Origin of the sequence: Brevundimonas sp. UBA6550, assembly GCF_002434505.1 — a bacterium.
Lineage (GTDB): Bacteria > Pseudomonadota > Alphaproteobacteria > Caulobacterales > Caulobacteraceae > Brevundimonas.
Window position 1 is genome coordinate 260,030 of the sequence record NZ_DJKE01000012.1, and the last position, 23,845, is coordinate 283,874.

27 protein-coding genes are annotated in these 23,845 nt (G+C 68.4%); 15 read left to right on the top strand and 12 right to left on the bottom strand.

Going from position 1 to position 23,845, the window contains the following annotated elements; genetic code table 11:
- Nucleotides 1–9: 9 nt before the first annotated feature.
- From B3Z70_RS14650 to B3Z70_RS14660, 3 genes are read right to left on the bottom strand one after another with little or no spacing between them, the layout of a single operon-like run.
- Nucleotides 10–609, bottom strand: coding sequence for a DUF6468 domain-containing protein (locus tag B3Z70_RS14650; RefSeq protein ID WP_292045809.1), 600 nt, complete (start codon nucleotides 607–609; stop codon nucleotides 10–12).
- Nucleotides 609–1,652, bottom strand: coding sequence for a flagellar motor switch protein FliM (gene fliM / locus B3Z70_RS14655; protein ID WP_292021441.1), 1,044 nt, complete (start codon nucleotides 1,650–1,652; stop codon nucleotides 609–611). Before fliM ends, B3Z70_RS14650 begins: the two co-directional genes overlap by 1 nt.
- 2 nt (nucleotides 1,653–1,654) lie before the next feature.
- Entirely contained in the window at nucleotides 1,655–2,320 is a 666-nt protein-coding gene (locus B3Z70_RS14660; RefSeq protein WP_292021438.1) for a flagellar basal body-associated FliL family protein, read from the bottom strand.
- 181 nt (nucleotides 2,321–2,501) lie between these two features.
- On the opposite strand from B3Z70_RS14660, the gene flgF reads away from it, so the two are divergent.
- From flgF to B3Z70_RS14695, 7 genes are all read left to right on the top strand, one after another.
- Nucleotides 2,502–3,242, top strand: coding sequence for a flagellar basal-body rod protein FlgF (gene flgF / locus B3Z70_RS14665; RefSeq protein WP_292045810.1), 741 nt, complete (start codon nucleotides 2,502–2,504; stop codon nucleotides 3,240–3,242).
- A gap of 14 nt (nucleotides 3,243–3,256) precedes the next feature.
- Entirely contained in the window at nucleotides 3,257–4,045 is a 789-nt protein-coding gene (gene flgG, locus B3Z70_RS14670) for a flagellar basal-body rod protein FlgG (RefSeq protein WP_248118777.1), read from the top strand.
- Nucleotides 4,046–4,048: 3 nt separating this feature from the next.
- Complete coding sequence (locus tag B3Z70_RS14675; protein WP_292045811.1) at nucleotides 4,049–4,657, top strand: flagella basal body P-ring formation protein FlgA; 609 nt, start codon at nucleotides 4,049–4,051, stop codon at nucleotides 4,655–4,657.
- Nucleotides 4,658–4,669: 12 nt separating this feature from the next.
- On the top strand, nucleotides 4,670–5,389 hold the full coding sequence (gene flgH / locus B3Z70_RS14680; protein WP_292021106.1) for a flagellar basal body L-ring protein FlgH: 720 nt from the start codon (nucleotides 4,670–4,672) through the stop codon (nucleotides 5,387–5,389).
- A gap of 157 nt (nucleotides 5,390–5,546) precedes the next feature.
- A complete protein-coding gene (locus tag B3Z70_RS14685; protein ID WP_292021104.1) occupies nucleotides 5,547–5,975 on the top strand; it encodes a hypothetical protein in 429 nt (142 codons plus the stop codon).
- 11 nt (nucleotides 5,976–5,986) lie between these two features.
- Complete coding sequence (locus tag B3Z70_RS14690) at nucleotides 5,987–6,490, top strand: hypothetical protein (protein WP_292021102.1); 504 nt, start codon at nucleotides 5,987–5,989, stop codon at nucleotides 6,488–6,490.
- Between the two features lie 52 nt (nucleotides 6,491–6,542).
- On the top strand, nucleotides 6,543–8,327 hold the full coding sequence (locus B3Z70_RS14695) for a DUF885 domain-containing protein (RefSeq protein WP_292021101.1): 1,785 nt from the start codon (nucleotides 6,543–6,545) through the stop codon (nucleotides 8,325–8,327).
- Between the two features lie 158 nt (nucleotides 8,328–8,485).
- Here the strand turns inward: B3Z70_RS14695 and B3Z70_RS14700 are convergent, their stop codons facing one another.
- The 5 genes from B3Z70_RS14700 to cysG are packed head-to-tail and all read right to left on the bottom strand — an operon-like array spanning nucleotide 8,486 to nucleotide 13,906.
- Entirely contained in the window at nucleotides 8,486–9,484 is a 999-nt protein-coding gene (locus B3Z70_RS14700; protein ID WP_292021099.1) for a cysteine synthase A, read from the bottom strand.
- A 34-nt stretch (nucleotides 9,485–9,518) separates the two neighbouring features.
- Complete coding sequence (locus tag B3Z70_RS14705; RefSeq protein ID WP_292021097.1) at nucleotides 9,519–10,598, bottom strand: phosphoadenylyl-sulfate reductase; 1,080 nt, start codon at nucleotides 10,596–10,598, stop codon at nucleotides 9,519–9,521.
- Nucleotides 10,582–12,252: a nitrite/sulfite reductase gene (locus B3Z70_RS14710; protein ID WP_292021095.1), complete on the bottom strand. Its 1,671-nt coding sequence runs from the start codon at nucleotides 12,250–12,252 to the stop codon at nucleotides 10,582–10,584. The genes B3Z70_RS14705 and B3Z70_RS14710 overlap by 17 nt, the downstream gene beginning before the upstream one ends.
- Nucleotides 12,252–12,527 (bottom strand): DUF2849 domain-containing protein, encoded by a 276-nt coding sequence (locus B3Z70_RS14715; RefSeq protein WP_292021093.1) that lies wholly within the window; start codon nucleotides 12,525–12,527, stop codon nucleotides 12,252–12,254. Before B3Z70_RS14715 ends, B3Z70_RS14710 begins: the two co-directional genes overlap by 1 nt.
- On the bottom strand, nucleotides 12,524–13,906 hold the full coding sequence (gene cysG / locus B3Z70_RS14720) for a siroheme synthase CysG (protein ID WP_292021091.1): 1,383 nt from the start codon (nucleotides 13,904–13,906) through the stop codon (nucleotides 12,524–12,526). Before cysG ends, B3Z70_RS14715 begins: the two co-directional genes overlap by 4 nt.
- Before the next feature lie 124 nt (nucleotides 13,907–14,030).
- On the opposite strand from cysG, the gene gcvA reads away from it, so the two are divergent.
- On the top strand, nucleotides 14,031–14,960 hold the full coding sequence (gene gcvA / locus B3Z70_RS14725; RefSeq protein WP_292021088.1) for a transcriptional regulator GcvA: 930 nt from the start codon (nucleotides 14,031–14,033) through the stop codon (nucleotides 14,958–14,960).
- Between the two features lie 34 nt (nucleotides 14,961–14,994).
- Complete coding sequence (locus B3Z70_RS14730; RefSeq protein WP_292021085.1) at nucleotides 14,995–15,729, top strand: NYN domain-containing protein; 735 nt, start codon at nucleotides 14,995–14,997, stop codon at nucleotides 15,727–15,729.
- Between the two features lie 12 nt (nucleotides 15,730–15,741).
- Here B3Z70_RS14730 and dxs read toward each other — a convergent pair whose 3' ends face one another.
- From dxs to B3Z70_RS14750, 4 genes are all read right to left on the bottom strand, one after another.
- On the bottom strand, nucleotides 15,742–17,655 hold the full coding sequence (dxs, locus tag B3Z70_RS14735) for a 1-deoxy-D-xylulose-5-phosphate synthase (protein WP_292021117.1): 1,914 nt from the start codon (nucleotides 17,653–17,655) through the stop codon (nucleotides 15,742–15,744).
- A gap of 57 nt (nucleotides 17,656–17,712) precedes the next feature.
- Nucleotides 17,713–18,588, bottom strand: coding sequence for a polyprenyl synthetase family protein (locus tag B3Z70_RS14740; RefSeq protein WP_292021115.1), 876 nt, complete (start codon nucleotides 18,586–18,588; stop codon nucleotides 17,713–17,715).
- Between the two features lie 79 nt (nucleotides 18,589–18,667).
- On the bottom strand, nucleotides 18,668–18,910 hold the full coding sequence (locus B3Z70_RS14745) for an exodeoxyribonuclease VII small subunit (RefSeq protein WP_292021082.1): 243 nt from the start codon (nucleotides 18,908–18,910) through the stop codon (nucleotides 18,668–18,670).
- Nucleotides 18,911–18,958: 48 nt separating this feature from the next.
- A complete protein-coding gene (locus tag B3Z70_RS14750) occupies nucleotides 18,959–19,618 on the bottom strand; it encodes a histidine phosphatase family protein (RefSeq protein ID WP_292021080.1) in 660 nt (219 codons plus the stop codon).
- 274 nt (nucleotides 19,619–19,892) lie between these two features.
- Here B3Z70_RS14750 and B3Z70_RS14755 point away from each other — a divergent pair, with 274 nt between their 5' ends.
- From B3Z70_RS14755 to B3Z70_RS14780, 6 genes are read left to right on the top strand one after another with little or no spacing between them, the layout of a single operon-like run.
- A complete protein-coding gene (locus B3Z70_RS14755) occupies nucleotides 19,893–20,897 on the top strand; it encodes a zinc-binding alcohol dehydrogenase family protein (protein ID WP_292021077.1) in 1,005 nt (334 codons plus the stop codon).
- Nucleotides 20,898–20,920: 23 nt separating this feature from the next.
- Nucleotides 20,921–21,448 carry a GNAT family N-acetyltransferase gene (locus tag B3Z70_RS14760; protein ID WP_292021075.1) on the top strand — a complete coding sequence of 176 codons (528 nt, stop codon included), beginning with the start codon at nucleotides 20,921–20,923 and terminating at the stop codon, nucleotides 21,446–21,448.
- A gap of 14 nt (nucleotides 21,449–21,462) precedes the next feature.
- Nucleotides 21,463–21,753 (top strand): nucleotidyltransferase family protein, encoded by a 291-nt coding sequence (locus B3Z70_RS14765; protein WP_292021073.1) that lies wholly within the window; start codon nucleotides 21,463–21,465, stop codon nucleotides 21,751–21,753.
- Nucleotides 21,743–22,096: a DUF86 domain-containing protein gene (locus tag B3Z70_RS14770; RefSeq protein ID WP_292021070.1), complete on the top strand. Its 354-nt coding sequence runs from the start codon at nucleotides 21,743–21,745 to the stop codon at nucleotides 22,094–22,096. The genes B3Z70_RS14765 and B3Z70_RS14770 overlap by 11 nt, the downstream gene beginning before the upstream one ends.
- On the top strand, nucleotides 22,096–23,274 hold the full coding sequence (locus B3Z70_RS14775) for a vWA domain-containing protein (RefSeq protein ID WP_292021068.1): 1,179 nt from the start codon (nucleotides 22,096–22,098) through the stop codon (nucleotides 23,272–23,274). Before B3Z70_RS14770 ends, B3Z70_RS14775 begins: the two co-directional genes overlap by 1 nt.
- Before the next feature lie 50 nt (nucleotides 23,275–23,324).
- Nucleotides 23,325–23,825 (top strand): hypothetical protein, encoded by a 501-nt coding sequence (locus B3Z70_RS14780; RefSeq protein ID WP_292021066.1) that lies wholly within the window; start codon nucleotides 23,325–23,327, stop codon nucleotides 23,823–23,825.
- Nucleotides 23,826–23,845 lie beyond the last annotated feature (20 nt).

Consider the following 23,845-nt stretch of genomic DNA (forward strand, 5'->3'; position numbering starts at 1 on the left):
GTTCCGAACTCAGGCGGCGAACAGGTCGTCGTCGAGATTACGACGCGCGGCGTTGAGGCTTTGTTTGGCGGAATGGTTAGCGGACCGGCCGGCCGTCAGGGCCTGGACGATGGCGGCGACATTGTCGCGTCCGGTCGGCGCGGCGGCGGCGGCGCGGCGGGTGGTGGCCGGGCCGGTCAGGCCCTGGATGCGCTCGGCCAGGGCCGCCATCCGCTCGGCGCGCGCCTCGTCCTCCGTGGACGGGGCGACCGGCGCAGGGGCAGGCGTGCGGCGGGCCGGTTCGACCCGCAGCGACAGCTCTTCCTCGGCGACGCGGACGGGCGCGGCGGCCGACGCCGGGGCGCGGGCGATCAGGGTCTCCAGCTGCGCCTTGACCTCGCGCGCCTTGATGATGCGGTCGTGCAGCAGGTCCGTCTCCTGGCCCGAGGCGCGCAGGGTCGCCAGGGCGTTCTCGGCCCGGCCGGCGGCGGCGTTCAGGTCGGTCACCGCCTGGGCGAAGGCCAGTTGACCGGCGCGAAGGGCCGACAGCTTGCGTTCCAGCTTGACCCCGTAACCGACCGCCGCGACCAGCAGCAGCATCAGCACCGCGTCCATGATCATTCCGACCATCAGAGACCTCCTCCTAGGCGGGCGGCGGTCTCCGGGTTGACCGGCCCTTCCACGCGCACGGCGATATGCTGACCCTTGCGGCCCATGCGGCCGGTGGTCAGGGGGATGGAGCCAGCGCGGATCGACACCTCCGAATCCGGCGTGGCGTTCAGCATCAGGGTGTCGCCGACCTTGAGGTTCAACACGCTGGACAGCGGCATCTGCTGCTCGTCCAGCACGGCGCGGACCTCGGTCTCGGTGGTCCACATCTCGGTGGCCAGGTGGCCTTCCCAGATGTTGTCGCGGCCGAACTTCTCGCCCATGAACTGCTGCAGCAGCATCTTGCGGATCGGCTCCAGCGTGGCATAGGGCAGCAGCAGCTCGATCCGGCCGCCGCGATCCTCCATGTCGATCCGCAGCTTGATCAGGATGGCGGCGTTGGCCGGCCGGGCGATGGCGGCGAAGCGGGGATTGGTCTCCAGCCGGTCCAGGTTGAAGTGGACCGGGGTCAGCGGCTCGAACGCCTGACGGGCGTCGTTCAGCACCACCTCGACCATCCGCTGCACCAGGACGCGCTCGATGGTGGTGTAGGGGCGGCCCTCGATGCGCAGGGCGGCGGTGCCCCGGCGCCCGCCCAGCAGCACGTCCACGATCGAATAGATCAGGTTGGAATCGACCGTCAGCAGGCCGTAGTTGTCCAGCTCCTCGGCGCGAAACACCGCCAGGATCGCCGGCAGGGGGATGGAGTTCAGATAGTCGCCGAACCGGATCGAAGAGATGTTGTCCAGCGACACCTCGACGTTGTCGGAGGTGAAGTTGCGCAGGGACGTGGTCATCAACCGCACCAGGCGGTCGAACACGATCTCCAGCATCGGCAGGCGTTCGTAGGACACCAGCGCCGAGTTGATGATGGCGCGGATGCCCGAACGTTCGGCGCCGTCGTCGTCGCCCAGATCGAAGCCCAGCAGGCTGTCGATCTCGTCCTGGTTCAGCACCCGTTCGGACAGGGCGTCGCCGGGATCGCCCAGGCCGCCGAACGGGTCCAGTTGCGCCGCGTCGCTCATGCCTATTGCACCAGCATTTCTTCGATCAGCACGGCGTCCACCTTGCCCGGCGCGGCGATCAGATTGACGCGACGCAGGATTTCGGCCCGCAGCTGATAGGTGCCGGCCGAGCCGCTCAGATCCTCGGGCCGCAGTTCGCGCACGAAGCCGGTGAACATGTCCTGCAGGCGCGGCATCTCTTCCTGAAGGTGGCTCGCCACCCCGGCGTCGTGCATCTCCAGCGTCAGTTTCAGCTTCAGGAAGGTCGGCCGGCCGTCGGCCGACTGAATGTTCATGACCATGTCCGGCAGGGTGTAGAAGGTCACGCCGTCCGGCCCGGCCGAGATAACGCCCAGCGACGGATCGGCCTCGCCCTCCTTGCCGCCGCCTCCATGGCCGCCGCCCTTCTTCTCTTCCTTCTTGTCGGTCTTTTCGGCGCCGTGTTCGGCCTCGCCCTCGGCCGCCGCGCCATGCGCCTCGGCGGGCTTGGGCTTCAGCATGAAGAAGGCGGCGGCCCCGCCGCCGCCCAGCACCAGCAGCGCCACAGGCGCGATGATGAACAGCAGCGGCAGTTTCTTCTTCTTGGGCGCGGCGGCGTCGTCGCCTTCGACAGCGGCCTCGCCCTCCTTGACGGCAGGCAGATTGGCGTCCGCGGCCGGATCACCCTTCTTCTTGCCAAACTTGAACATGCGCGCGCCCCGGAGACTCTCTCACCGTCAGGATCGGCCGGTTTTGGTTAACGCGACGTTTACGATGGGCAGGATTTGCCGGGTCGTCCGGGGGTCTACGACGCTGAAACCCGCATTGCGCCTGGATTAACCCTGTTGGCACGGCCGTTGCGAGGGGGATTGGCGAAGGAGCACGCCTCTCGTGGAAAACGCCGCCTATATCGGACTGTCACGGCAGATGACGCTGCGTCGCGAACTGGACATCGTGGCCAACAACGTCGCCAACGCCAACACCACCGGCTTCAAGGTCGAGCAGCTGATGGTCAGCGCCGAGGTGGGCAAGCGCGCCCGCAACGATTCGATCAAGCCCTCGGCCAGCTTCGTGCTGGACAACGGCGTGGGCCGCGACTTCGGCCAGGGCGCGATGCAGCAGACGGGCCGGGGCCTGGACTTCGCCATCTCGGGCGAAGGCGCCTTCTTCACCGTGCGCGACGGGGTGAACGGCCAGGCCTACACCCGCGACGGGGCCTTCACCCTGGACCCCGAAGGCAAGCTGACCACCAAACAGGGCCAGGCGGTTCTGGGCGGCGGCGCCGAGATCGTGCTGGACCCCAACCTGGGCGCCCCCAGCGTCGGCGAGGACGGCACCATCACCCAGCAGGGCCAGGTCACCGGCCGTCTTTCGGTCGTGCGGTTCGATACCCTGGGCGTGCTCGAAAAGGGCGGCGACAGCCTTTATCGCAACCGCTCCAACACCCAGCCGATCGAGGCGACGGACGCCCAGATCCACCAAGGGTCGCTGGAATCCTCCAACGTCAATCCGCTAGTCGAGATCACCAATCTGGTCGAGATCAGCCGCGTCTACGAAAGCGTGTCGCGCATGATCGACAACACCAACGACCTTAGCCGCCGCGCCGTCGAGCGCCTCGGCAAGGCCGCGTAAAGGGAGCCCCAAAGATGCGCGCACTCCGCACCGCCGCCTCGGGCATGGCTGCTCAGCAGCTGAACGTCGAGGTCATCTCCAACAACATCGCCAACATGAACACGGTGGGCTTCAAGAAGCAGCGCGCCGAGTTCCAGGACCTGCTCTATCAGAACGTCGAACGGATGGGGGCCCAGTCCTCCAGCGCCGGCACCGTGGTTCCGACCGGCATCCAGATCGGCGCGGGCGTCAAGGCCGGGGCGGTCTATCGCGTCACCGAACAGGGCACGCCCCAGGCCACCGGCAACCCCTACGACATGGCCATCGACGGCAAGGGCTATTTCCAGATCAGCCTGCCCTCGGGCGAGAAGGCCTACACCCGCGCCGGCAACCTTCAGGTCAACCCGGAGGGCCAGATGGTCACCGACGACGGCTATCTGCTGGAGCCGGCCGTCACCATCCCGCAGGACACCACCAAACTGACCATCTCCAAGACCGGCCTGGTCCAGGTGACGCAGGCCGGCCAGCCCGCCCCGACCACGGTGGGCCAGATCGAACTGGCCAATTTTTTCAACGAGGCGGGCCTGGAAGCCATCGGCGACAACCTGCTGCTGGAAACCGCCGCCTCGGGCCCCGCCATCGTCGGCACGCCCGGCGACGCGGGCTTCGGTCAGGTGCTGCAGAACTACACCGAGGCGTCGAACGTGGATGCGGTGTCGGAGATCAGCGCCCTGATCGTGGCCCAGCGCGCCTATGAGATGAACTCCAAGGTCATCAGCACCGCCGACCAGATGCTGTCGGTCGCCTCGCAAGTGAAGAGCTGAGCCATGCGCCTGACCCGCACCCTGATCCTCGCAGCCGCCGCCAGCGCCTTCGCCGGCGCGGCCTTGGCCGGACCGGTCGTGCTGCGCGCCAATCCGGTCGACGACGACGGCCGCGTCACTCTAGGCGACCTGTTCGAGGGCGCCGGGTCCGCCGCCGACGTCGTGGTGGCCCAGCGCGTCGGCCCCTCGGTCGTGCTGGAGGCCGGCCAGCTTCAGGCCCAGGCCCGTCAGGCCGGTCTGGACTGGGCCAATCCCAACGGCCTGCGCCGCGTCGCCGTGCGCCGCGCCGAGGCGCCGGTCCAGGGCATGGCGGAAACCGCCGCCGCCCCTGCCGCCGTCCAGCCCGTCGCCCGCGCCGCCTATCGGCCCGCCGCCGCCCAGCAGATCATCGCCCGCAACGACATGGTGCGCGTCACCTATCAGGTCGGCGGCGTGAACCTGGCCGTCATGGGCAAGGCCATGCGCAGCGCCGGCCTGGGCGAACCCGTCGCCATCATGAACACCACCTCCAACCGCGTCATCGACGCCGTGGCCTCCGGTCCCGGCCAGGCCGTCGCCGGCCCGGCCGCCGACGCCGCACGCGCCGCCCCTCAACAATTCGCCGCCCGCTAGGGAAACCTCGTCATGCGCAAGATCCTTCTGACCCTCGCCGCCGTCGCCCCCCTGGCCGCCTGCTCCACTGTCGCCGAGACGGTGCGCGGCCCCGAACTGGCGCCCATCGGCTATCCCGCCGCCCTGGTGCCGGTGCAGCAGGCCTATCTGCCGGCGCCCGACGCCGCCGCCAGTTCCAACAGCCTGTGGCGCGCCGGCGCCCGCACCTTCTTCGGCGATCAGCGCGCCCGCCACGTCGGCGACATCCTGACGGTCAAGATCGACATCGACGACCGCGCCCAGACCCAGAACTCGACCCAGCGGTCGCGTTCGAACAACATCTCCGGCGGCGTCTCGCACCTGTTCGGCCTGGAAAGCAGCCTGGGCCGCGCCTTCCCCGGCGGGTTCGATCCATCGAACATGGTCGGCATGGACGGGGCGTCCAAATCCACCGGAACCGGCACCGTCAACCGCGCCGAAAAGGTCTCGCTGACCATCGCCGCCGTCGTGACCGACGTTCTGGCCAACGGCAATCTGGTCATCCAGGGTCGGCAGGAAGTGCGCACCAACCGCGAGGTCCGCGAACTGACCGTCGCCGGCATCGTGCGGCCCGAGGACATTTCGTCCGCCAACGCCATCAACCACACCCAGATCGCCGAGGCCCGCATCTCCTACGGCGGCCGGGGCGACGTCAGCCGCGTCCAGGCCCCGCCGGTGGGTCAGGCTCTGGTCGAACGGTTCAGCCCGTTCTGACCGGACAGGCCGGTTTGAACCGTCTGCGGATAACCGCGTTCCGTTCTGCTGAAGGCCTGTGGGGAGGATTGCGGCTGTCTGGTCTCTTGCGGATAAGCGCCGGTGTGGCGACACTGGGCGCGACGCGACGATGCGCGTCGTCGGCGGGGGCTGACGCATGACCCTTATCGCTTCGGCCCTGATGGCCCTGGCGCTCCAGGCCGCGCCTGCCAGCGGCTGGACCTGGAGCCTGTACGAAGGCGAAGGCCCGCTGGTGCTGGCCAACGACATTCCCGACACGGCCGAACTTCGCTCCACCTTCCAATGCCAGGCCGGCTCGGGCGCCGTGACCATCTCCGTCTATGGCGAGCCGGCGACGGCCGGCTTCGCCCGCATCACCGCCGGCGGGACCACCGCCGCCAGCGAGGCGCGGGTCGGGCGCGGCGGCAAGCTGGAGACCGCCATCCCGGTCGATCACCCCGCCTTCACCGCCTTCGTCGCCGACGGCCGCATGACCATCGCCGTCGGAACCGACGCCCGGACCATCACGGTCGAACGCCCCCATCTGGCCAAGCTGCGTCGCTTCGCCGACCGCTGCGCCGGATAAGAGAGGTCGCCATGCGTCTGTCCCGCCTGATCCCCGCCCTGATGGCCGTTTCGGCCCTGGCCGCCTGCGCCACCCACGCCCCCGCCCCTGCGGCAGGCATGGCCGCCGCCCAGGGCGAGCCCGTCGCCACGGCCGGTCTGGACTGGTTCATGAACCGCGACGGGCGGGAGGTCAGCCTGGCCTATGGCGTGGCCAACAGCGACGAGGTGAAGCTGCATCTGCTCTGCCAAGCGGGCTCCGGCGCGCTGGAGATCACGGCGGCCAGCGAGAAGCCCGCGCGTGAAATCCATCTGGAATCCGGCGGCGACACCGAACGCTACGCCGCCACGTCGGAACCGGCCGTTGTCCACGAAGGCGAACTGTTGACCGCCCGCGCCAAGACCAAAGACCCGGTGTTCCTGCGGTTCCGTCGCCTGGGCTGGATCGCCGCCTGGGCGGACGACGTGCGTGAACTTTATGTCGCCCATCCGACGGCCAAGGCCGGGATCGAACAGTTCTTCACCGTCTGCGGTTGACGCCGCGACGCGGCTCGGCTTGCACTGCGCCCTGCACTGGAGGGGCGCACCGATGAAGATGTCTCAGCTGGCCTTGGCGGCCCTGATCGCGGCGGCGTCGCCGACCCTGGTGCTGGCCCAGACGCCGCCGGCCGTAGCGCCCGCCGCTGCGGACGCGGCGCTGAACGCCGTGGTCGCCGATTACGAGACCTATCTGAAGGCGGTCGATCCCTTCTCGGCCAGCGGCGAGGGCGATGTGGAGGCCATGGGCCGGGTCCCGGACCTGAGCCGCGCCTTCGAACTGGCCCAGCGCGCACCGCTGGAAGGGTTCGTGCGGCGGCTCGACGCCATCGACCCGGCAAGTCTTTCCCACGCCGGCGCCATCAACCACGCCTTCCTGCTCTACAGCCTGAAACGCAGCATCGAGGGGCTGGATTACGACACCGGTCGGCTGGCCTTCGACAGCGAGGGCGGGCCGGGGACGTGGGCGCTTTACGTCGGCGGCGGCACGCGGCTGAACTCGGTCGCGGAGGCCGAGCGCTATATCCAGCGCATACGCGGCTTCGGCGACATCTACGCCCAGACCACCGACAATGCGCGGCGCGGCCTGGACACCGGCATGGTCCAGGCGCGGTCGGTCACGCAAAGCGCCGTCGCCCTGGCCCGCAACGACGTGGCCATCGCGCCCGACGCCGAACCGCTGCTGAAACCCTTCGCCACCCTGCCCGCGACCGTGCCTCAGGCCGAAAAGGATCGACTGACGGCCGAGGGCGCCGCCGCCGTGGCCGCCGTCATCGTCCCGGCCCGCCGGGCCTTGCTGACCTTCCTTGAGACCGACTACCTGCCCAAGGCGCCGGTCGAACCCGGCATCGGCGATCGCCCCGGCGGCAAGGCGCTCTACGCCTATCTGGTGCGCGGCCACACCACCACCGACCTGACGCCGGATCAGATCCACCGGATCGGCCTGGACGAGGTGGCCCGCATTCGCGCCCGCATGGAGGTGGAGATGAAGGCGTCGGGCTGGACCGGCGATTTCGCCGGCTTCCTGGCCTTCCTGCGCACCGATCCGCAATTCTATGCGACCAGCCGCGAACAGTTGCTGGAGAAGGCGTCGGAAATGGCCAAGCGCGCCGACGGCGGCCTGCCGGCCCTGTTCGCCACCCTGCCCCGCCTGCCCTATGACGTGCAGCCCGTGCCGCCGCAGATCGAGGAGAACTATACCACCGGCCGCTACAACGGCGGGTCGATGCAGAACGGCGTGGCGGCCCATTACATCGTCAACACGTCCAAGCTGGATCAGCGCCCGCTCTATGAACTGCCCGCCCTGACCCTGCATGAGGCCGTGCCGGGCCACCACATCCAGATCGCCCTGCAGCAGGAGGCCGCCGGCCAGCCCTATTTCCGGCGTCAGGCCAATGTCACCGCCTTCACCGAGGGCTGGGGCCTGTATGCGGAATATCTGGGCGAGGAGATGGGCTTCTACCGCACGCCCTATGAGCGGTTCGGCCGCCTGTCCTACGAGATGTGGCGCGCCTGTCGCCTGGTCGCCGACACCGGCCTGCACTGGATGGGCTGGACCGAGGACCAGGCCCGCGCCTGTTTCCGCGACAACTCGGCGCTTGCGCCCCACAACATCGAGACCGAGCTTCAGCGCTACATCGGCTGGCCCGGTCAGGCCACGGCCTACAAGATCGGCGAAATCCGCCTGCGCGAGATCCGCGAACGGGCCGAGCGGGAACTGGGGCCGAAGTTCAACGTCCGCACCTTCCACGACGCCCTGCTGACCGAAGGCCCCCTGCCGCTGGCGCTGCTGGACCAGCGCATGGATAGGTGGATCGCCGAGCAGAAGGCGAAGTAGGTGAACCTGTCTCCTCCCCGCCTTGCGGGGAGGTGGCTCGTAGCGCAGCGAAGAGACGGAGGGGTTCTGCACCGCATCACAAGCTTCAGTGGAACTTCAAGAGCCCCTCCACCGCTTCGCGGTCCCCCTCCCCATTTCATGGGGAGGAGACGATGGGTTCACGCCCAGTCCGGCTCCGGCAATCCCTTGGACCGCAGGAAGGCCGGATTGAATAGTTTGGACGCATAGCGCGATCCGGGGTCGCACAGGCAGGTGACGATGGTCTTGCCCGGCCCGATCTCCCTGGCCAGCCGCACGGCCCCGGCGATGTTCACCCCGGCCGATCCGCCCAGCGACAGGCCTTCGTGCTTCACCAGGTCGAACAGGAGCGGCAGGAACTCGGCGTCCTCGATCCGATAGGCGTGGTCGGGGCGGAACCCTTCCAGATTGCCGGTGATCCGGGCCACGCCGATGCCTTCGGTGATCGACGACCCTTCGCCGGTCATCTCGCCCTTGTTGAACCAGTTGAACATGGCCGCGCCCGCCGGATCGGCCAGGGCGATGGTCACGTCCGGCTTCTGCTCGCGCAGATAGGCCGAAACCCCGGCGATGGTGCCGCCTGACCCGACGGCCGAGACGAAGGCGTCCACCTTACCCTCCGTCTGCGCCCAGATTTCCGGGCCGGTGGCGCCGTAGTGGGCGTCGCGGTTGGCCGTGTTGTCGAACTGATTAGCCCAGATGGCTCCGGCCTCCTCGCTGTCGTTCAACTCGGCCGCCAGACGCCCGGAATAGTGGACGAAATGGTTGGGGCTGGAAAACGGCGCGGCGTCCACCTCGACCAGGCGCGCGCCCAGCGAACGGATGGCGGACTTCTTCTCTTCCGACTGGGTGCGGGGAATGACGATCACCACCGGATGGCCCAGGGCCGCCCCGACCAGGGCCAGGCCGATGCCGGTGTTGCCGGCCGTCCCCTCGACGATGGTCCCGCCAGGCTTCAGCGCGCCCGACGCCCGCGCGGTCTGAACGATGGACAGGGCGGCGCGGTCCTTGATCGAGCCGCCGGGGTTCAAGAACTCGGCCTTGCCCAGGATTTCGCACCCCGTCTGGTCGGACAGGCGGTTCAGGCGCACCAGCGGCGTATTGCCGATCAGGTCGATGACGGTAGGCGTGACGGACACGTTGAAGCTTTCAGGCGAGGTCGAAAAGGTCGGATCAGGCCGCGGCCTGCCGTTTGCCTAGGTGGATGCCGCACTCGACCTTGTCCATACCCGACCAGCGCCCGGCGCGGGCGTCCTCGCCGGTCTGGACCGCCCGGGTGCAGGGCCAGCAGCCGATGGAGGCATAGCCCTGCTCGACCAGCGGATGGCGCGGCAGGTCGTTCTCGTCCAGCCAGGTCTCGACGTCGTCGGCGTCCCAGTTCGCCAGCGGATTGATCCGCAGCACCCCGTCCAGCACCTCGAACGGCTTCAGGCGCGCCCGCGTGGCGGCCTGATAGCGTTTGCGGCCGGTGATGATGGCGTTGAATCCCGCCGTCGCCCGCGCCAGCGGCCGCACCTTGCGAAGGTCGCAGCAGGCGTCGGCGTCGGTCCGCCACAGGTCGTCGCGCGCGTCCAGCGCCGCCTTCTCGTTCGCATCGGGCGTGACCAGCCGCACATCGGTCAGGCCCAGCGCCTTGGTCAGTTGGGTGCGATAGGACAGGGTCTGCAGGAAATGCTGGCCGGTCTCCAGAAACACCACCGGCGTCTCGGGCCGTTCATCGGCGATGATATGCAGCAGGGCCGCCGATTCCGCCCCGAAGGACGAGATGGCCCCGACCCGCAGCCTCAGCGCAGGGTCCAGCGCCGCCTTGACGATTTCAGCCGCCGTCTTGCCCTCGGTCTCGTGGTTCAGCCGTTCGGCCAACGCCTCCAGGTCGTGGTCGTTCGAGGCCGCGCGGCGGCGCCGCCAGATGGTCGGCGCGGGATCGACGGCGGGCTGATAGGCGCCGCTGAACGCCTGATCCATCCGGCCCCAGACATCCGCATCGGCTCCCGGCGACAACTCCACCGCATCGAATCCAGAACGCCGCAGATGCCGCGCCTGATCCGGCAGCAGCTTGCCGGCCGCGATCAACCGCCCGGCGTATCCCCGCTCGCGCAGCACCGCCGCCAGCGAGAAGCCGCGCCCGTCGCGAAAGGCGTCGAACTCCAGCACCAGCACATCCTCATGGGCAGCCGCCGCCTCGACCTCTTCCAGCGGCGTCGTGACCGACAGGCGCAACCCGTTCTGAATCCCTTCAAGCGTTTGCAGCATCGAGCGTCTCATAGATGGCGTCGCGGAAGGGATCGGGGCCGACGCGGCGCACCGTGTCGATGAACCGTTCGCCGTCCGTGCGGATTTGCAGATAGCGGTCCAGCGTCCGCTGAATGGCGGGCGCCACCTCTTGCGACGGCAGGCTCTTGCCCACGATGTCGCCCAGCGCCGCCTGTTCGTCGGGCGAGCCGCCGACGGTGATCTGATAATATTCCTCGCCCTTTCGATCGACGCCCAGCACGCCGATGTGGCCGACGTGGTGATGGCCGCAGGCGTTGATGCAGCCGCTCATATTGATGCGAACCGGCCCCAGCGCTTCCTGATAGTCCAGGTCGGCCAACCGCTTGGACAGGGCCTGGGCCACCGGGATCGACCGGGCGTTGGCCAGGCTGCAATAGTCCAGTCCCGGGCAGGCGATGACGTCGGTCGCCAGGTCCGCATTGGCCGTCGCCAGACCCGCCTCATGCAAGGCCCGCCACACGGTCGGCACGTCGCCCAGCTTCACATGCGGCAGGACCAGGTTCTGTTCATAGGCGGCGCGCAGTTCGTCGAACGAATAGCGCTCGGCCAGGTCCGCCACGGCGTCCATCTGGTCCGCCGTGATGTCGCCGGGCACGCCGCCGACCGGCTTCAGCGACACCACCACCGAGGCGTAGCCCGACTGGCGATGACGGCGCACGTTGTTGCGGGCGAACCGCGCGAAGTCTGGGTCGGCCAGCAGGGCGCGGTCGAACGGGGCGCTGGTCTTGGGCAGATCGGCGAAGGGCGGCGGGGCGAAATAGGCCTGGATGCGCGCGACCTCATCGTCCGGCACGCGCAGGTCTTCGCGACGCAGGGTGGCGTAGTGCCTGTCCACCTCCTCGCGGAAGGCGTCGATGCCCAGGGAGGCGACCAGGATCTTGATCCGCGCCTTGTGGATGTTGTCGCGGCGCCCCAGCAGGTTCCACGCCCGCAGGATGGCGGTCAGATAGGCCAGCAGGTCCGCCGCCGGGACCGCCGACGCGATCTCCTGCGCGATATGGGGCAGACGCCCCTGCCCGCCGCCGACGAAGACGCGGAAGGCCGTGCCGCCGTCCTCGCCCTTGACGATCTGCAGGCCGACGTCGTGGGTGCGGATCGCCGCCCGGTCCTTTTCGGCGCCGATCACCGCGATCTTGAACTTGCGCGGCAGGAAGGAAAACTCGGGGTGAATGGTCGACCACTGGCGGATGATCTCGCACCAGGGGCGCGGGTCTTCGATCTCGTCGTCGGCGGCGCCCGCGAACACGTCCGTCGTGGTGTTGCGGATGCAGTTGCCGCTGGTCTGGATGGCGTGCATCTCGACCTCGGCCAGATCGCTCAGGATGGCCGGCAGGTCGGTCAGGGCCGGCCAGTTGTATTGAATGTTGCACCGCGTGGTGAAGTGGCCGTAGCCCTTGTCATAGGTGCGGGCGATATGGGCCAGCCGCCGCATCTGGCGGCTGCTCATCACGCCGTAAGGAATGGCGACCCGCAGCATATAGGCGTGAAGCTGCAGATAGACGCCGTTCATCAGCCGCAGCGGCTTGAACTCGTCCTCGGTCAGGGCGCCGGACGCGCGTCGCGCCACCTGATCGGAAAACTCCTCGACCCGTTCGCGCACCAGGGCATGGTCGAACTCGTCATAGCGATACATCAGCCCACCCCTCCCGCGACGCTGTGGCCCACGGTCGGTCCGGCCGAGCGGATTCGCTCCTTCAGCCGGTCGCGGCCGGACGGGGTGTGGTCGTCCACCTCGACGGCATAAGGATTGACGAAGATGTCCGGGCGCCCGGCGATTTCGGTCAGGACGATGTCCGCCGTCGCCTCGTCCAGCACGGAGGCCTGGTCGATGTGATCCACCGGCTGGTTGTCGACACCGGCGTAGATCACGCGCCCGTCCGACAGGCGGTTTGCGGTGACGATCTTCATGCCGCCGCCTCCGTCCGGGTCTCGACCGCCGCCGAAAAGGCCGCCGTCTCGCCGACGAACAGCAGGGCCGGCCCCGTCAGACTGGCCCCGCGAACCAGGGCGCCCAGCCCGTCCAGCCGGCCGGTCAGAACCCGCTCGTCCGGTCGGCTGCCGTTCTCGACCACGGCCACCGGCGTCGAGCCTGCGCGCCCTGCGGCCATCAGCTTGGCCGCCGTCTCCTCGGCGCGATCCGTTCCCATATAGATGGCCAGGGTGTGGTTCGGCGCGGACAGGCGCGACCAGTCGGCGTCGACGCCGCCCGGCTTGGCCTGCGCCGTCACGAAGGTGACCGCCTGGGCGTGATCGCGGTGCGTCAGGGGAATGCCCGCAGACGCTGCGCAGGCCAGGGCCGCCGTGACGCCCGGCACCACGAAGGCCGGCACGCCCGCCGCCCGCATGGCCTCCAACTCCTCGCCGCCGCGTCCGAAGACGAAGGGATCGCCGCCCTTCAGGCGTACGACGCGATGACCGGCGCGGGCCTCTGCGATCATCAGGGCCTCGATCTGGTCCTGAGGCACGGAATGGTCGCCGCGCGCCTTGCCGACATACAGGCGTTTGGCGTCGCGCCGCGCCCGCTCCAGCACCGCCTCCGGGACCAGCCGGTCGTGGACGATGACGTCGGCGTCCTGAAGCACCCGCAGGGCCTTCAACGTCAGCAGTTCGGGATCGCCCGGACCGGCCCCAACAATATGGACCACGCCCTGTTCGGGCGCCGCCACGTTCAGCAGACGCAGCATCTCGCGCCGCGCCTCGGCCGTCCGACCTTCCGCCGCCAGGGTCGCGGACGGCCCGCGAAACGCCTTCTCCCAGAACCGTCGGCGCGCCATGAAGTCCGGCACGCTGGCCTTGACCGTGTCGCGCAGCTCGCGCGCCAGCCGCGCCACATTGGCCAAACCGGCTGGCAGCACGCCCTCGATGGCCGTGCGGATGTCGCGGGCCAGGATCGGCGCAGAGCCGCCGGTCGCCACGCCGATCACCACCTCGTCGCGGTCGATCAGGGCCGGGGTCTGGAAATCGCTGAGCGCCGGCTGGTCCACAACATTGACCTGGGCGCCCGCGGCCCGCGCCAAGGCCCCCAGCCGCGCCAGCTCATCGGCGTCTTGCAACGCCATGAAGACCAGACGCGCGCCTTCGAGGTCCGCTGCGTCCGGCGAACGCAACACCGGCTCGGGCGCCGCCAGGGGCGTCTCGATCCGTGCAGGCGCGCCGTCGGGCGCGAACCAGACCACCTCGGCCGGCGTGTTCAGGAACAGTCGCAGCTTGGCCAGCGCAGGCTCGCCGCCGCCGATGATGATGACCTTTGCGGCCTCCAGCGGGATGGAGGCGAGGAATACGCGCATCGTCTTGCTTTCAGGGCCGTCGGGAGAGGAAGGAGGGGCGACGGCGGGTCAGCGACCATCGACTTGACGGTCCCAGGCCGCAAACCAGATTGCCTTTGTCTCGCTGATAGGATTTCTAACGGCGATGGCCCGTCCCCTGCTTCCGCTCAACGCCCTTCGCGCCTTCGAGGCCGCCGCGCGTCACCTGAACTTCTCGCGCGCCGCCGACGAACTGTCGGTGACGCCGGGCGCCGTCAGCCAGCAGATCCGGCTGCTGGAGGACATCGTGGGCGGCCCCCTGTTCGTGCGCGAGGCGCGCGGGCTGCAGCTGACGGACCTGGGCCGATCCTCCGTACCGCTGCTGCGCGAGGGGTTCGAACGGCTGATGGACGCCTCGGCCCTGTTGCGCGAGCCGCCGCGCAGGAAACAGGTGTCGATCAGCGTGGCGCCCGGCTTCGCCTCCAAATGGCTGATGCCGCGCATGGACGACTTCCACACCGCCCATCCCGAGATCGAGCTGTGGATTTCGGCGGACATGGAGACGGCGGACCTGTCGGAGGGCAAGATCGACCTGGCCGTCCGCTACGGGCCCGGCGACTATCCCGGCCTGACGGTCGACCGGCTGATGACCGAGACGGTGCTGCCGGTCTGCGCCCCGTCGCTGATGGTGGGGGACAAGCCCATTCGCAAACCCGCCGATCTGATCGGCCACACCCTGCTGCACGACATGTCCAACGACGGCGACCCCAGCCGCCCGGACTGGGCCATGTGGCTGAAGGCGCGGGGCGTGCGCCATCCCGATCCGCGCCGGGGCTCGCGCTTCAACCAGTCCAGCCTGTTGATCGAGGCGGCGGCGTCGGGGCGCGGCGTGGCCCTGGCCAAACGCACCCTGGCCCAGGCAGACCTGGCGTCCGGCCGGCTGGTCGCCCCCTTCCCGGATGGATCCGAGGCGGTCGGGTTCGCCTATTATGTGGTCCAGCCGCGCGACCGGCCGGCCTCGCCCAGCGCGACCGCCTTCGTCGGCTGGTTGAAGAAACAGGCCGTGGACCACGACAATACGATGGGTCAGCTGTAGGCTGGCCTCGTATCCGCAACGAAAGCTCCCCGTCATGGCCAATGGAAAGCCCGCGCGCCTCGCCATCCTGATCGACGCGGAGAACGCCTCGCCCCGCATCGCCGAGGCGCTGTTCACCGAGATCGCCTCCCTGGGCGAGGCCTCCGCGCGGCGGGTGTACGGCGACTTCTCCAGCCCGCAGATCGCCGGCTGGACCAAGGTGCTGGCGCGCTGGGCGATCCAGCCGCAGCAGAACTTCGCCAACACCAAGGGCAAGAACTCGGGCGACATCGCCCTGGTGATCGACGCGATGGACCTGCTGCATTCGGGCCGGTTCGACGGGTTCTGCCTGGTGTCGTCGGATTCCGACTTCACCCGCCTGGCCGCCCGCATTCGCGAGGAAGGCGTGGACGTCTATGGGTTCGGCGAACAGAAGACGCCGGAAAGCTTCCGCCAGGCCTGCACCCGCTTCATCTACACCGAGAACCTGACCACCCAGGCCGAGCCGGACGGCGACACCGGCAAGAAGACCGCCGCCGAGCCCGCGCCGGCCAAGCGCAAGCCAAGCGAAGCGACACGGCTGATCGCCTCCGTCATCGCCGACATGGACGAGGACGGCGACGGCTGGGTTCTGGCCGGGGCCATCGGCAATCGGCTGCGCAACGCCTATCCCGACTTCGACCAGCGCACCTATGGCTACGCCAAACTGTCGGACCTGATCCGCGCGACGGGCCGGTTCGAGGTTGAGAGCAAGGGGCCGGGCGGAATGCGGATTCGCGACCGCGCCTGACGAGGTTTCCGGTCAGGCCCGCGCGGCGCGGCTGGCCGGCACGCCCAGGGCCTGCAGGGCGGAGGCGGCGATATGGTCGGCGTTCAGTCCGGCCTGGGCGTACATTACGGCCGGGGCGTCCTGATCCTGGAAGACGTCGGGCAGGTTCAGGGTGCGGATCTTCAGGCCGCCGTCCAGCGCGCCCTTTTCCGCCAGCAGTTGCAGCACGAAGGCGCCGAATCCGCCCATGGCGCCCTCCTCCACCGTGATCAGACACTCATGCTCGCGCGCCAGACGCAGGATCAGGTCGGCGTCCAGCGGCTTGGCGAAGCGGGCGTCGGCGACGGTGGCCGACACGCCCTTCGCCGACAGCAGGTCCGCCGCCTTCAGCGATTCCTGCAGACGGGTGCCCAGCGACAGGATGGCGACGGACGTGCCCTCGCGCACGATCCGGCCCTTGCCGATCTCCAGCGGCGCGGCCAGTTCGGGGATATCCACCCCCACGCCGTCGCCGCGCGGATAGCGGAAGGCGCTGGGCCGGTCGTCGATGGCCAGAGAGGTCGAGATCATCGCCGCCAGCTCCGCCTCGTCCGAGGCCGCCATCAAGACCATGCCAGGCAGGGCGCCCATGAAGCCGATGTCGAACGATCCGGCGTGGGTGGCGCCGTCGGCCCCGACCAGCCCGGCCCGGTCCATGGCGAACCGCACCGGCAGGGACTGGATCGCCACGTCGTGGACCACCTGATCGTAACCGCGTTGCAGGAAGGTGGAATAGATGGCGCAGACCGGCTTCATCCCGTCCGCCGCCAGACCGGCGGCGAAGGTCACGGCGTGCTGTTCGGCGATGCCGACATCATAGGTCCGCTCGGGGAAGGCCTGACCGAACAGGTCCAGCCCCGTGCCCGACGGCATGGCGGCGGTGATGGCGACCACAGTCGGATCGACCTTGGCGTGTTTGATCAGCTCGGTCCCGAACACCTTGGTGTAGCTGGGGGCGTTGGAGATGGCCTTGGCCTGTTTGCCCGACACCACGTCGAACTTGACCACCGCATGGAGTTTGTCGGCGCTGCTCTCGGCGGGGGCGTATCCCTTGCCCTTCTGCGTCACGACGTGGACCAGGACCGGCCGGTCCTCGATGGCGGCCGCCTTCTTCAGGATCGGCACCAGATTGTCCATGTCGTGACCGTCGATGGGGCCGACGTAGTAGAAGCCCAACTCCTCGAAGAAGGTGCCGCCGGTCACCATGCCGCGCGCATACTCCTCGGCCTTCTTGGCCGCCTTGCGGAACGGGCGCGGCAGGTGCTGCGCCACCGATTTGCCCAGCCGACGCACGTTCTGATAGGCACCGCCCGACACCAGCCCGGCCAGATAGGCGCTCATCCCGCCGACCGGCGGCGCGATCGACATGTCGTTGTCGTTCAGAATGACCATAAGCTGGCCGCTGGTCGCCTCGGCGGCGTTGTTCATCGCCTCATAGGCCATGCCGGCGGACATGGAGCCGTCGCCGATCACGGCCACCACGCGGTTCTTCTCGCCCTTCTGATCGCGTGCGGCCGCGAAGCCCAGGGCGGCGCTGATCGAGGTCGAGGCGTGGGCGGCGCCGAACGGATCGTATTCGCTCTCGCTGCGCTTGGTGAAGCCCGACAGGCCGCCGCCCTGGCGCAGGGTGCGGATGCGGTCGCGCCGTCCGGTCAGGATCTTGTGCGGATAGCACTGGTGCCCGACATCCCAGATCAGGATGTCCTTTGGGGTTTCAAACACATGGTGAAGCGCGGTGGTCAGCTCGACCACCCCCAGGCCCGCGCCCAGATGCCCGCCGGTGACGGACACCGCGTCGATGGTTTCGGCCCGCACCTCTTCGGCCAGCTGTTTCAGCTGGGCGATGTCGAAGCTGCGCATATCGGCGGGAAACTTGACGGTGTCGAGAAGCGGGGTGTCGGGCATCAGCCGAAAAACCTTGGAAAGTCTGATTGATCAACCCGCAGGTCGCGTCAACGTTTCGTATCAGGACCGGCGCTTTAGCACAAAGTCCACGCTGGCCCTGAGGATTTCCGCCTCTTCGCCGAACGGCTCAAGGTGCGAACGGGCCTGATGGGCCAGATGCGCGACCCTGTGCCGCGCCGCCTCCAGCCCCAGCAGGGTGACGAAATTGGTCTTGCCCAGCGCGGCGTCCTTGCCACCCGCCGCCTTGCCCATCTCCTCGGCCGACCCTTCCGCGTCCAGCAGGTCGTCGACGATCTGATAGGCCAGGCCGACGTCGTGGGCGAAGCTGATCAGGGCGTGGCGATGCTGGGCCGAGGCGTCGGCGACGATCAGCGGAATCTCGAAGGCGTAGGCGAACAGGGCGCCGGTCTTCAGCCGCTGCATCCGCGCCACCCCGCCCAGATCGTCACGCACGCCCAGAAGGTCGATCATCTGACCGCCAGCCATCCCGCGCGCGCCCGAGGCCAGCGACAGCCGCGCCGCCAGTTCGCACCGCACCGCCGCATCCTCATGCGTGTCTTCATGCAGGATGATGTCGAAGGCGGCGGTCTGCAGCGCATCGCCGGCCAGAACCGCCGTCGCTTCGTCATAGGCGCGGTGGACGGTCGGGCGGCCACGCCGCACGTCGTCGTCGTCCATGCACGGCAGGTCGTCGTGAACCAAACTGTAGGCGTGAACGCATTCCAGGGCGCAGGCGGCCCGCAGCACCGAGCGTTCGTCGATGTCGAACAACCGCGCCGCCTCCAGCGCGAAGAAGGGCCGCAGACGCTTTCCCGGCCCCAGGGCGGCGTAGCGCATCGCCTCGGTCAGGCGCGATTCCGGCCCCTCGGCGCGCGGCAGCAGTTCGTCCAGCGCGACCGTGACCAGATCGGCGACCTCGCCGACACGGTCGATCACCGCCTGTTCGGGCGAGTTGGCGGCGATGACGCGGGTCAAGACGACCGACCGCCGATCATCGCCACGGGACGACGCTGGTTCATTCGAACGACGCCGCCTCGACGCCCTTGGCCTGGCCGTCCGGCCCGACGACGATCTTTTCCACGCGCAGCTGGGCGGCCTTCAGCCGCGCCTCGCAATGCGCCTTCAGCCGCGCGCCCTCTTCGTACAGGGCGATGGATTCCTCCAGCGGGGCCTGGCCGGATTCCAGGCGGGACACGATGGTCTCCAGCCGCTGCAGGGCGTCTTCGAAACTGAGGTCGGCGGGGGCGGCGTCGGTCATGGCGCGGACCCTAGAGGGGGTCGCCGCACGCTTCAACGTCAGAAGCGGCTATCGCTTCTCGTAGCGACGCTGGGACCAGTATTTGAAGCCCTGATTCTGGACCAGCTTCCAACCGTCCTCCTTCAGGGCGCGGCCGACCATATGGTTGAAATAGCCGTGGGCGAAGACCAGCACGTCCTGGCCGCCTTCGGCGCGAGCGATCAGCTTTCGAGCCGCCTGATCGGCGCGCGCCTCGGCCTGGGCGCGGGTCTCCTGGCCGTCGTGGTGGTCGAAGGCGTGCCACCAGAACCGCGACACCACGCCCCACCATTTGGGCGACAGCCTGATCCATTCCGGCACGGGCGGCGGCGGCAGCGGCGCCTCGATGAACATGACGTCCGACATCACCTCGCGCCCCGCCGAGACGGCGGCGGCGGTCTCCTGCGCGCGCTGGCGGGTGGAGGCGTAGATGGCGCCGGCGCCCTGGGCCGCCGCGACCAGTTCGGCGGGCGGCGTCTGGCCGGCCAGCAGGCCGCCGATCTCGTATTTCGCCCACCAGTCGCCATACTGGCGCGCCGTGATCAGGCATTTTCGCGACAGGGCCGGCTCGCCGTGGCGGGTCAGGATGATGGCGCCGGGACGGGTCGCGACCAGGGCGCCGACGGAGGGCGCGGCGGTCGGAGCCACGGAGGGTTCGGTCGAATCGAGGGACAGGGCGGGGACAGACATGACGAGCGGACGGGCCTTTGATTTCAAGGCTTTGAACGTCCTCGGTCCTCCCCCAGCGCGGTGACGTATGCGACCGCAGAACGGCCTGATGCTTCAAGGTCGTAGCCCCCCTCGCGCGCGGACACAACCTCGCCTGAACACCTCCGTCTCGCGACCTCCAGAACGGCGACATCGGCACATCGGTCTTGCCGGCCGTGATTTCTCGCGCGCGCCTTGCGCCCGGCCTGTCGCAAGCCGATCTGGAGGACCACAAACCAAGCCCGAGGAGATCGTCATGAAGGCCATCGGCACGACCGGCCCCCGCCCCGCGACCGACCCCGCCGCCCTGGTCGCCTTCGACGCGCCCGAACCGACCTTGCGTCCCCGCGACCTGCTGGTTCAGGTCAAGGCAGTCAGTCTGAACCCGGTCGATACGAAGGTCAGAAACAGCCGTCAGCCCGAGGCCGGCCAGACCAGCATCCTGGGCTATGACGCGGCAGGGGTGGTGATCGGCGTCGGCGACGAGGCCAGTCTGTTCAAGGTCGGGGACGCGGTCTTCTACGCCGGTCAGATCGACCGTCCCGGCTCCAACGCCGAACGCCAGGCGGTGGACGAGCGGATCGTGGGGCCGAAGCCGACGTCCCTGACCTTTCCCGATGCCGCCGCCCTGCCCCTGACCGTGATCACGGCCTGGGAGCTGCTGTTCGACCGGATGAAGGCCGGGGCCGACGAGGGCGAGACCCTGCTGATCGTCGGCGGCGCGGGCGGCGTCGGTTCAGCCCTGATCCAGATCGCGCGGGCGACGACCCGGCTGCGCGTCGTCGCCACGGCCTCGCGCCCCGACACCCGCCAATGGTGCCTGGACCTGGGCGCCCATGCCGTGATCGACCATTCCGGCCCGATCGACGAGGCCCTGACCGCCGCCGGCGAGCGCGCGCCCCGCTACATCGCCGCCCTGACCCACACCCAGTCGCATTTCGAGGCCCTGACCCGCGCGGTCGCGGCCCAAGGCGTGATCGGCGCCATCGACGACTTCAAGGGTCTGCCGGTCGAACTGCTGAAGCCCAAGGCCGCCGGCTTCGTCTGGGAGTTCATGTTCACCCGTCCGGTGCAGCAGACGCCGGACATGGTCCGGCAGCACGACATCCTGGCCGAGGTTTCTCGCCTGGTCGATGCGGGCGCGATCCGCACCACATTGACCAAGAACCTGGGTCCGCTGTCGGTTCAGACCCTGCTGGACGGTCATCGTCGGCTGGAAAGCGGCGCGACCATCGGCAAGATCGCGCTGGACGGGCTCTGACCCTTGCCCTCTAAGGGCGAACCATGACCGCGCCCGAGATCCGCCCTGCCCGCCCCGAAGACGCCGCCGCGCTGGGCGCCCTGGGGCGCCGGACCTTTGTCGACACCTTCGTCGCCGGCTTCGGCATCCCCTATCCGCCCGCCGATCTGAACGCCTTTCTCGACGCCAGTTTCGATCTGGAGCCGACGTTGAAGAAGCTGGCCGAGCCCGGATGCGCCTGGTGGGTGGCCGAGCGCGACGGCCAGCTTCTGGCCTTCGCCAACGCCGGTCCCAACGGCCTGCCCCATGCCGAGGCCAGGAGCGGCGATCTGGAGCTTCGCCGCCTCTATGTGGCCAAATCGGCGCAAGGTCTCGGTCTGGGCACGGCGTTGCTGACCCTGGCGCTGGACTGGATGCAGACGAACACCGCCGGCCCGCTGTGGATCGGCGTCTGGAGCGGCAACGACAAGGCCCAGCGCCTCTACGCCGCCCACGGCTTCGAAAAGGTCGGCGAATACGACTATCCCGTCGGCGCCTGGCGCGACCGCGAGTTCATCTTGCGGCGGGGATAGACTATGTTGCCGACATGACCCGCGCCGAACTGCTGGAAAAGCTGCGCGACCTGAAGCCCTGGCTCGAAGAGCAGGGCATCGTCAACGTACGCCTGTTCGGCAGCTACGCCCGCGACGAAGCGGGACCGGACAGCGACGTCGATCTGTTGGTTGACGAAGCCGGTCCTGTCGCCGCGTGGGGCGCGTCGCCGGTGGAGGAGGCGTTGAGCCACAGGCTTGGCGTCAAGGTCGAACTGATCCTGGATCGTTCTTTGACCAATCCTTACATTCGCCACACGGCCGAAAGAGACGCCCTTGTGGTCTGATCCCCGAGACGCCGCCCATGTGCATGAAATGATGGCGCGCATCGGCGCGATCGAAAGCCTGGTCGCCGGTCAGGACCGTGACGCCTTTCTCTCGGACATCGCCCTACCTCACGCCTTGGCCCTGCATTTTCTGGTTCTGGGCGAAACGGCCAACAGGTTGTCCGAGCCGTTCCGGGCGGCGCTGCCACAGATAGAGTGGCGTAAGATCGTCAATCTCCGGCATTTGATCGCTCACGAATACCGTCGAATCGATCACGCCGAGCTCTGGCGTCTTTCGCTGACGCATATTCCAGAGCTGAAGTCAGCTTTGCCGTCGCTACCACCCCCTTCCGAAATCTTCTGATGCTCCTGCCCTTCTTCACCGCCCTGCGCGACGCCAAGATTCCGGTGTCGATGAAGGAATGGCTCCATCTGATGGAGGCCATGGATCGCGACTTGGCGGGACGCGAGGTGGAGAGCTTCTACCACCTGTCGCGCGCGGTGCTGGTCAAGGACGAGAAACACTATGATCGGTTCGATCAGGTGTTCGGGACGGTGTTCAAGGGCGTCGAGACGGTCGGTGCGGGCGAGGACCTGACCACCGACATCCCGGAAGACTGGCTGCGACTGCTGAACGAAAAATATCTGACCGACGAAGAGAAGGCCCAGATCGAGGCCTTGGGTGGGTTCGACAAGCTGATGGAGACGCTGAAAGAGCGGCTGGAGGAGCAGAAGGAACGCCATTCGGGCGGCTCGAAATGGATCGGCACGGGTGGAACCAGCCCCTTCGGACACGGCGGCTATAACCCCGAAGGGGTGCGGATCGGCGGGCCGGGCAAGCATGGGCGGGCGGTCAAGGTCTGGGAGAAGCGCGAGTTCAGGAACCTCGACGACACGGTCGAACTGGGCACCCGCAACATCAAGGTCGCCCTGCGCCGTCTGCGCCGTTTCGCGCGGCAAGGGGCGGCCGATGAACTGGACATCGACGGCACCATCGACGGCACGGCGCGCCAGGGCTGGCTTGACATCCAGATGCGGCCCGAGCGGAGAAACACGATCAAGGTGCTGCTGTTCCTGGACATCGGCGGCTCGATGGACGGCCATATCAAGATGGTCGAGGAGCTGTTCTCGGCGGCCAAGACCGAGTTCAAGAACCTGGAGTTCTTCTACTTCCACAACTGCCTCTACGAAGGGGTCTGGAAGGACAACCGCCGTCGGCATACCGAACGGATTGCGACCTGGGACCTGCTGCACAAATATTCCGGTGACTGGCGCGCAATCTTCGTCGGGGATGCGACGATGAGCCCCTATGAGATCACCATGCCCGGCGGATCGGTCGAACACTGGAACGAAGAGGCGGGCGCCGTCTGGATGAAGCGGGCGCGGGATCAGTGGGAGCGTTCGGTCTGGCTGAACCCGGTGCAGGAACGCTACTGGAGCTACACCGCCTCGGTCGGCCTGCTGCGCGAGGTGATGGATCAACGGATGTATCCGCTGACGCTGGACGGGCTGGACAAGGCGATGCGCGCCCTGACAAGGTGAGGCTGGCGCACACGGCGAACGGCCAAGGCGCTGAACGAGGGGTTCGACCGATGATCGCCGCCGCCTTCGCCATCCTGCTTCTGCAACAGACCGCGCCGATGGTGGTGTGGGATACGCCCGCCGCCGCGCCGACGGCCGCGCCCTCTGAGCCCGCCGCAGCGCATTCCGTACCGGCCTGGGGTCTGGCCGATCCGTTCGGGTTCGAGCGGGCCCGGTGCAGCCCGCTGGTGCGCGGCGATACGCCGATGCAGACCTGCCAGGCCGAGGTGCGCGCGCAACTGGCCCTGGCCATGGGACCGGACCTGCCCGAAGCGCTGCGGCCCAGCGGCATGGCCGGCGATTGCCAGATGATGCAGGCGTCCGCCGGGGGCTCCTCCTATGCGATTCAGTGCGGTCCCCAGTCACGGACGGCCAATGCGCCCTCCGGCCTTCGCGAAATGGACTGTCGCCCGCGCCCGACGCAGGGCGGTTTCACCTCGGAATGCCGGCCCGTGGATGGAGCGGACAAGAAGGGTCTGTCGCTGACGCTCTGGGGCGACAAGACCGACTGAACCAAAGAAAACGCCGCCCG

Coding starts and splice junctions, on each gene's coding strand:
- B3Z70_RS14650 (WP_292045809.1), bottom strand. CDS start 609: ATGGTCGGAATGATCATGGACGCGGTGCTGATGCTGCTGCTGGTCGCG.
- fliM (WP_292021441.1), bottom strand. CDS start 1,652: ATGAGCGACGCGGCGCAACTGGACCCGTTCGGCGGCCTGGGCGATCCC.
- B3Z70_RS14660 (WP_292021438.1), bottom strand. CDS start 2,320: ATGTTCAAGTTTGGCAAGAAGAAGGGTGATCCGGCCGCGGACGCCAAT.
- flgG (WP_248118777.1), top strand. CDS start 3,257: ATGCGCGCACTCCGCACCGCCGCCTCGGGCATGGCTGCTCAGCAGCTG.
- B3Z70_RS14675 (WP_292045811.1), top strand. CDS start 4,049: ATGCGCCTGACCCGCACCCTGATCCTCGCAGCCGCCGCCAGCGCCTTC.
- flgH (WP_292021106.1), top strand. CDS start 4,670: ATGCGCAAGATCCTTCTGACCCTCGCCGCCGTCGCCCCCCTGGCCGCC.
- B3Z70_RS14685 (WP_292021104.1), top strand. CDS start 5,547: ATGACCCTTATCGCTTCGGCCCTGATGGCCCTGGCGCTCCAGGCCGCG.
- B3Z70_RS14690 (WP_292021102.1), top strand. CDS start 5,987: ATGCGTCTGTCCCGCCTGATCCCCGCCCTGATGGCCGTTTCGGCCCTG.
- B3Z70_RS14695 (WP_292021101.1), top strand. CDS start 6,543: ATGAAGATGTCTCAGCTGGCCTTGGCGGCCCTGATCGCGGCGGCGTCG.
- B3Z70_RS14705 (WP_292021097.1), bottom strand. CDS start 10,598: ATGCTGCAAACGCTTGAAGGGATTCAGAACGGGTTGCGCCTGTCGGTC.
- B3Z70_RS14710 (WP_292021095.1), bottom strand. CDS start 12,252: ATGTATCGCTATGACGAGTTCGACCATGCCCTGGTGCGCGAACGGGTC.
- B3Z70_RS14715 (WP_292021093.1), bottom strand. CDS start 12,527: ATGAAGATCGTCACCGCAAACCGCCTGTCGGACGGGCGCGTGATCTAC.
- cysG (WP_292021091.1), bottom strand. CDS start 13,906: ATGCGCGTATTCCTCGCCTCCATCCCGCTGGAGGCCGCAAAGGTCATC.
- gcvA (WP_292021088.1), top strand. CDS start 14,031: ATGGCCCGTCCCCTGCTTCCGCTCAACGCCCTTCGCGCCTTCGAGGCC.
- B3Z70_RS14730 (WP_292021085.1), top strand. CDS start 14,995: ATGGCCAATGGAAAGCCCGCGCGCCTCGCCATCCTGATCGACGCGGAG.
- B3Z70_RS14745 (WP_292021082.1), bottom strand. CDS start 18,910: ATGACCGACGCCGCCCCCGCCGACCTCAGTTTCGAAGACGCCCTGCAG.
- B3Z70_RS14750 (WP_292021080.1), bottom strand. CDS start 19,618: ATGTCTGTCCCCGCCCTGTCCCTCGATTCGACCGAACCCTCCGTGGCT.
- B3Z70_RS14755 (WP_292021077.1), top strand. CDS start 19,893: ATGAAGGCCATCGGCACGACCGGCCCCCGCCCCGCGACCGACCCCGCC.
- B3Z70_RS14760 (WP_292021075.1), top strand. CDS start 20,921: ATGACCGCGCCCGAGATCCGCCCTGCCCGCCCCGAAGACGCCGCCGCG.
- B3Z70_RS14765 (WP_292021073.1), top strand. CDS start 21,463: ATGACCCGCGCCGAACTGCTGGAAAAGCTGCGCGACCTGAAGCCCTGG.
- B3Z70_RS14775 (WP_292021068.1), top strand. CDS start 22,096: ATGCTCCTGCCCTTCTTCACCGCCCTGCGCGACGCCAAGATTCCGGTG.
- B3Z70_RS14780 (WP_292021066.1), top strand. CDS start 23,325: ATGATCGCCGCCGCCTTCGCCATCCTGCTTCTGCAACAGACCGCGCCG.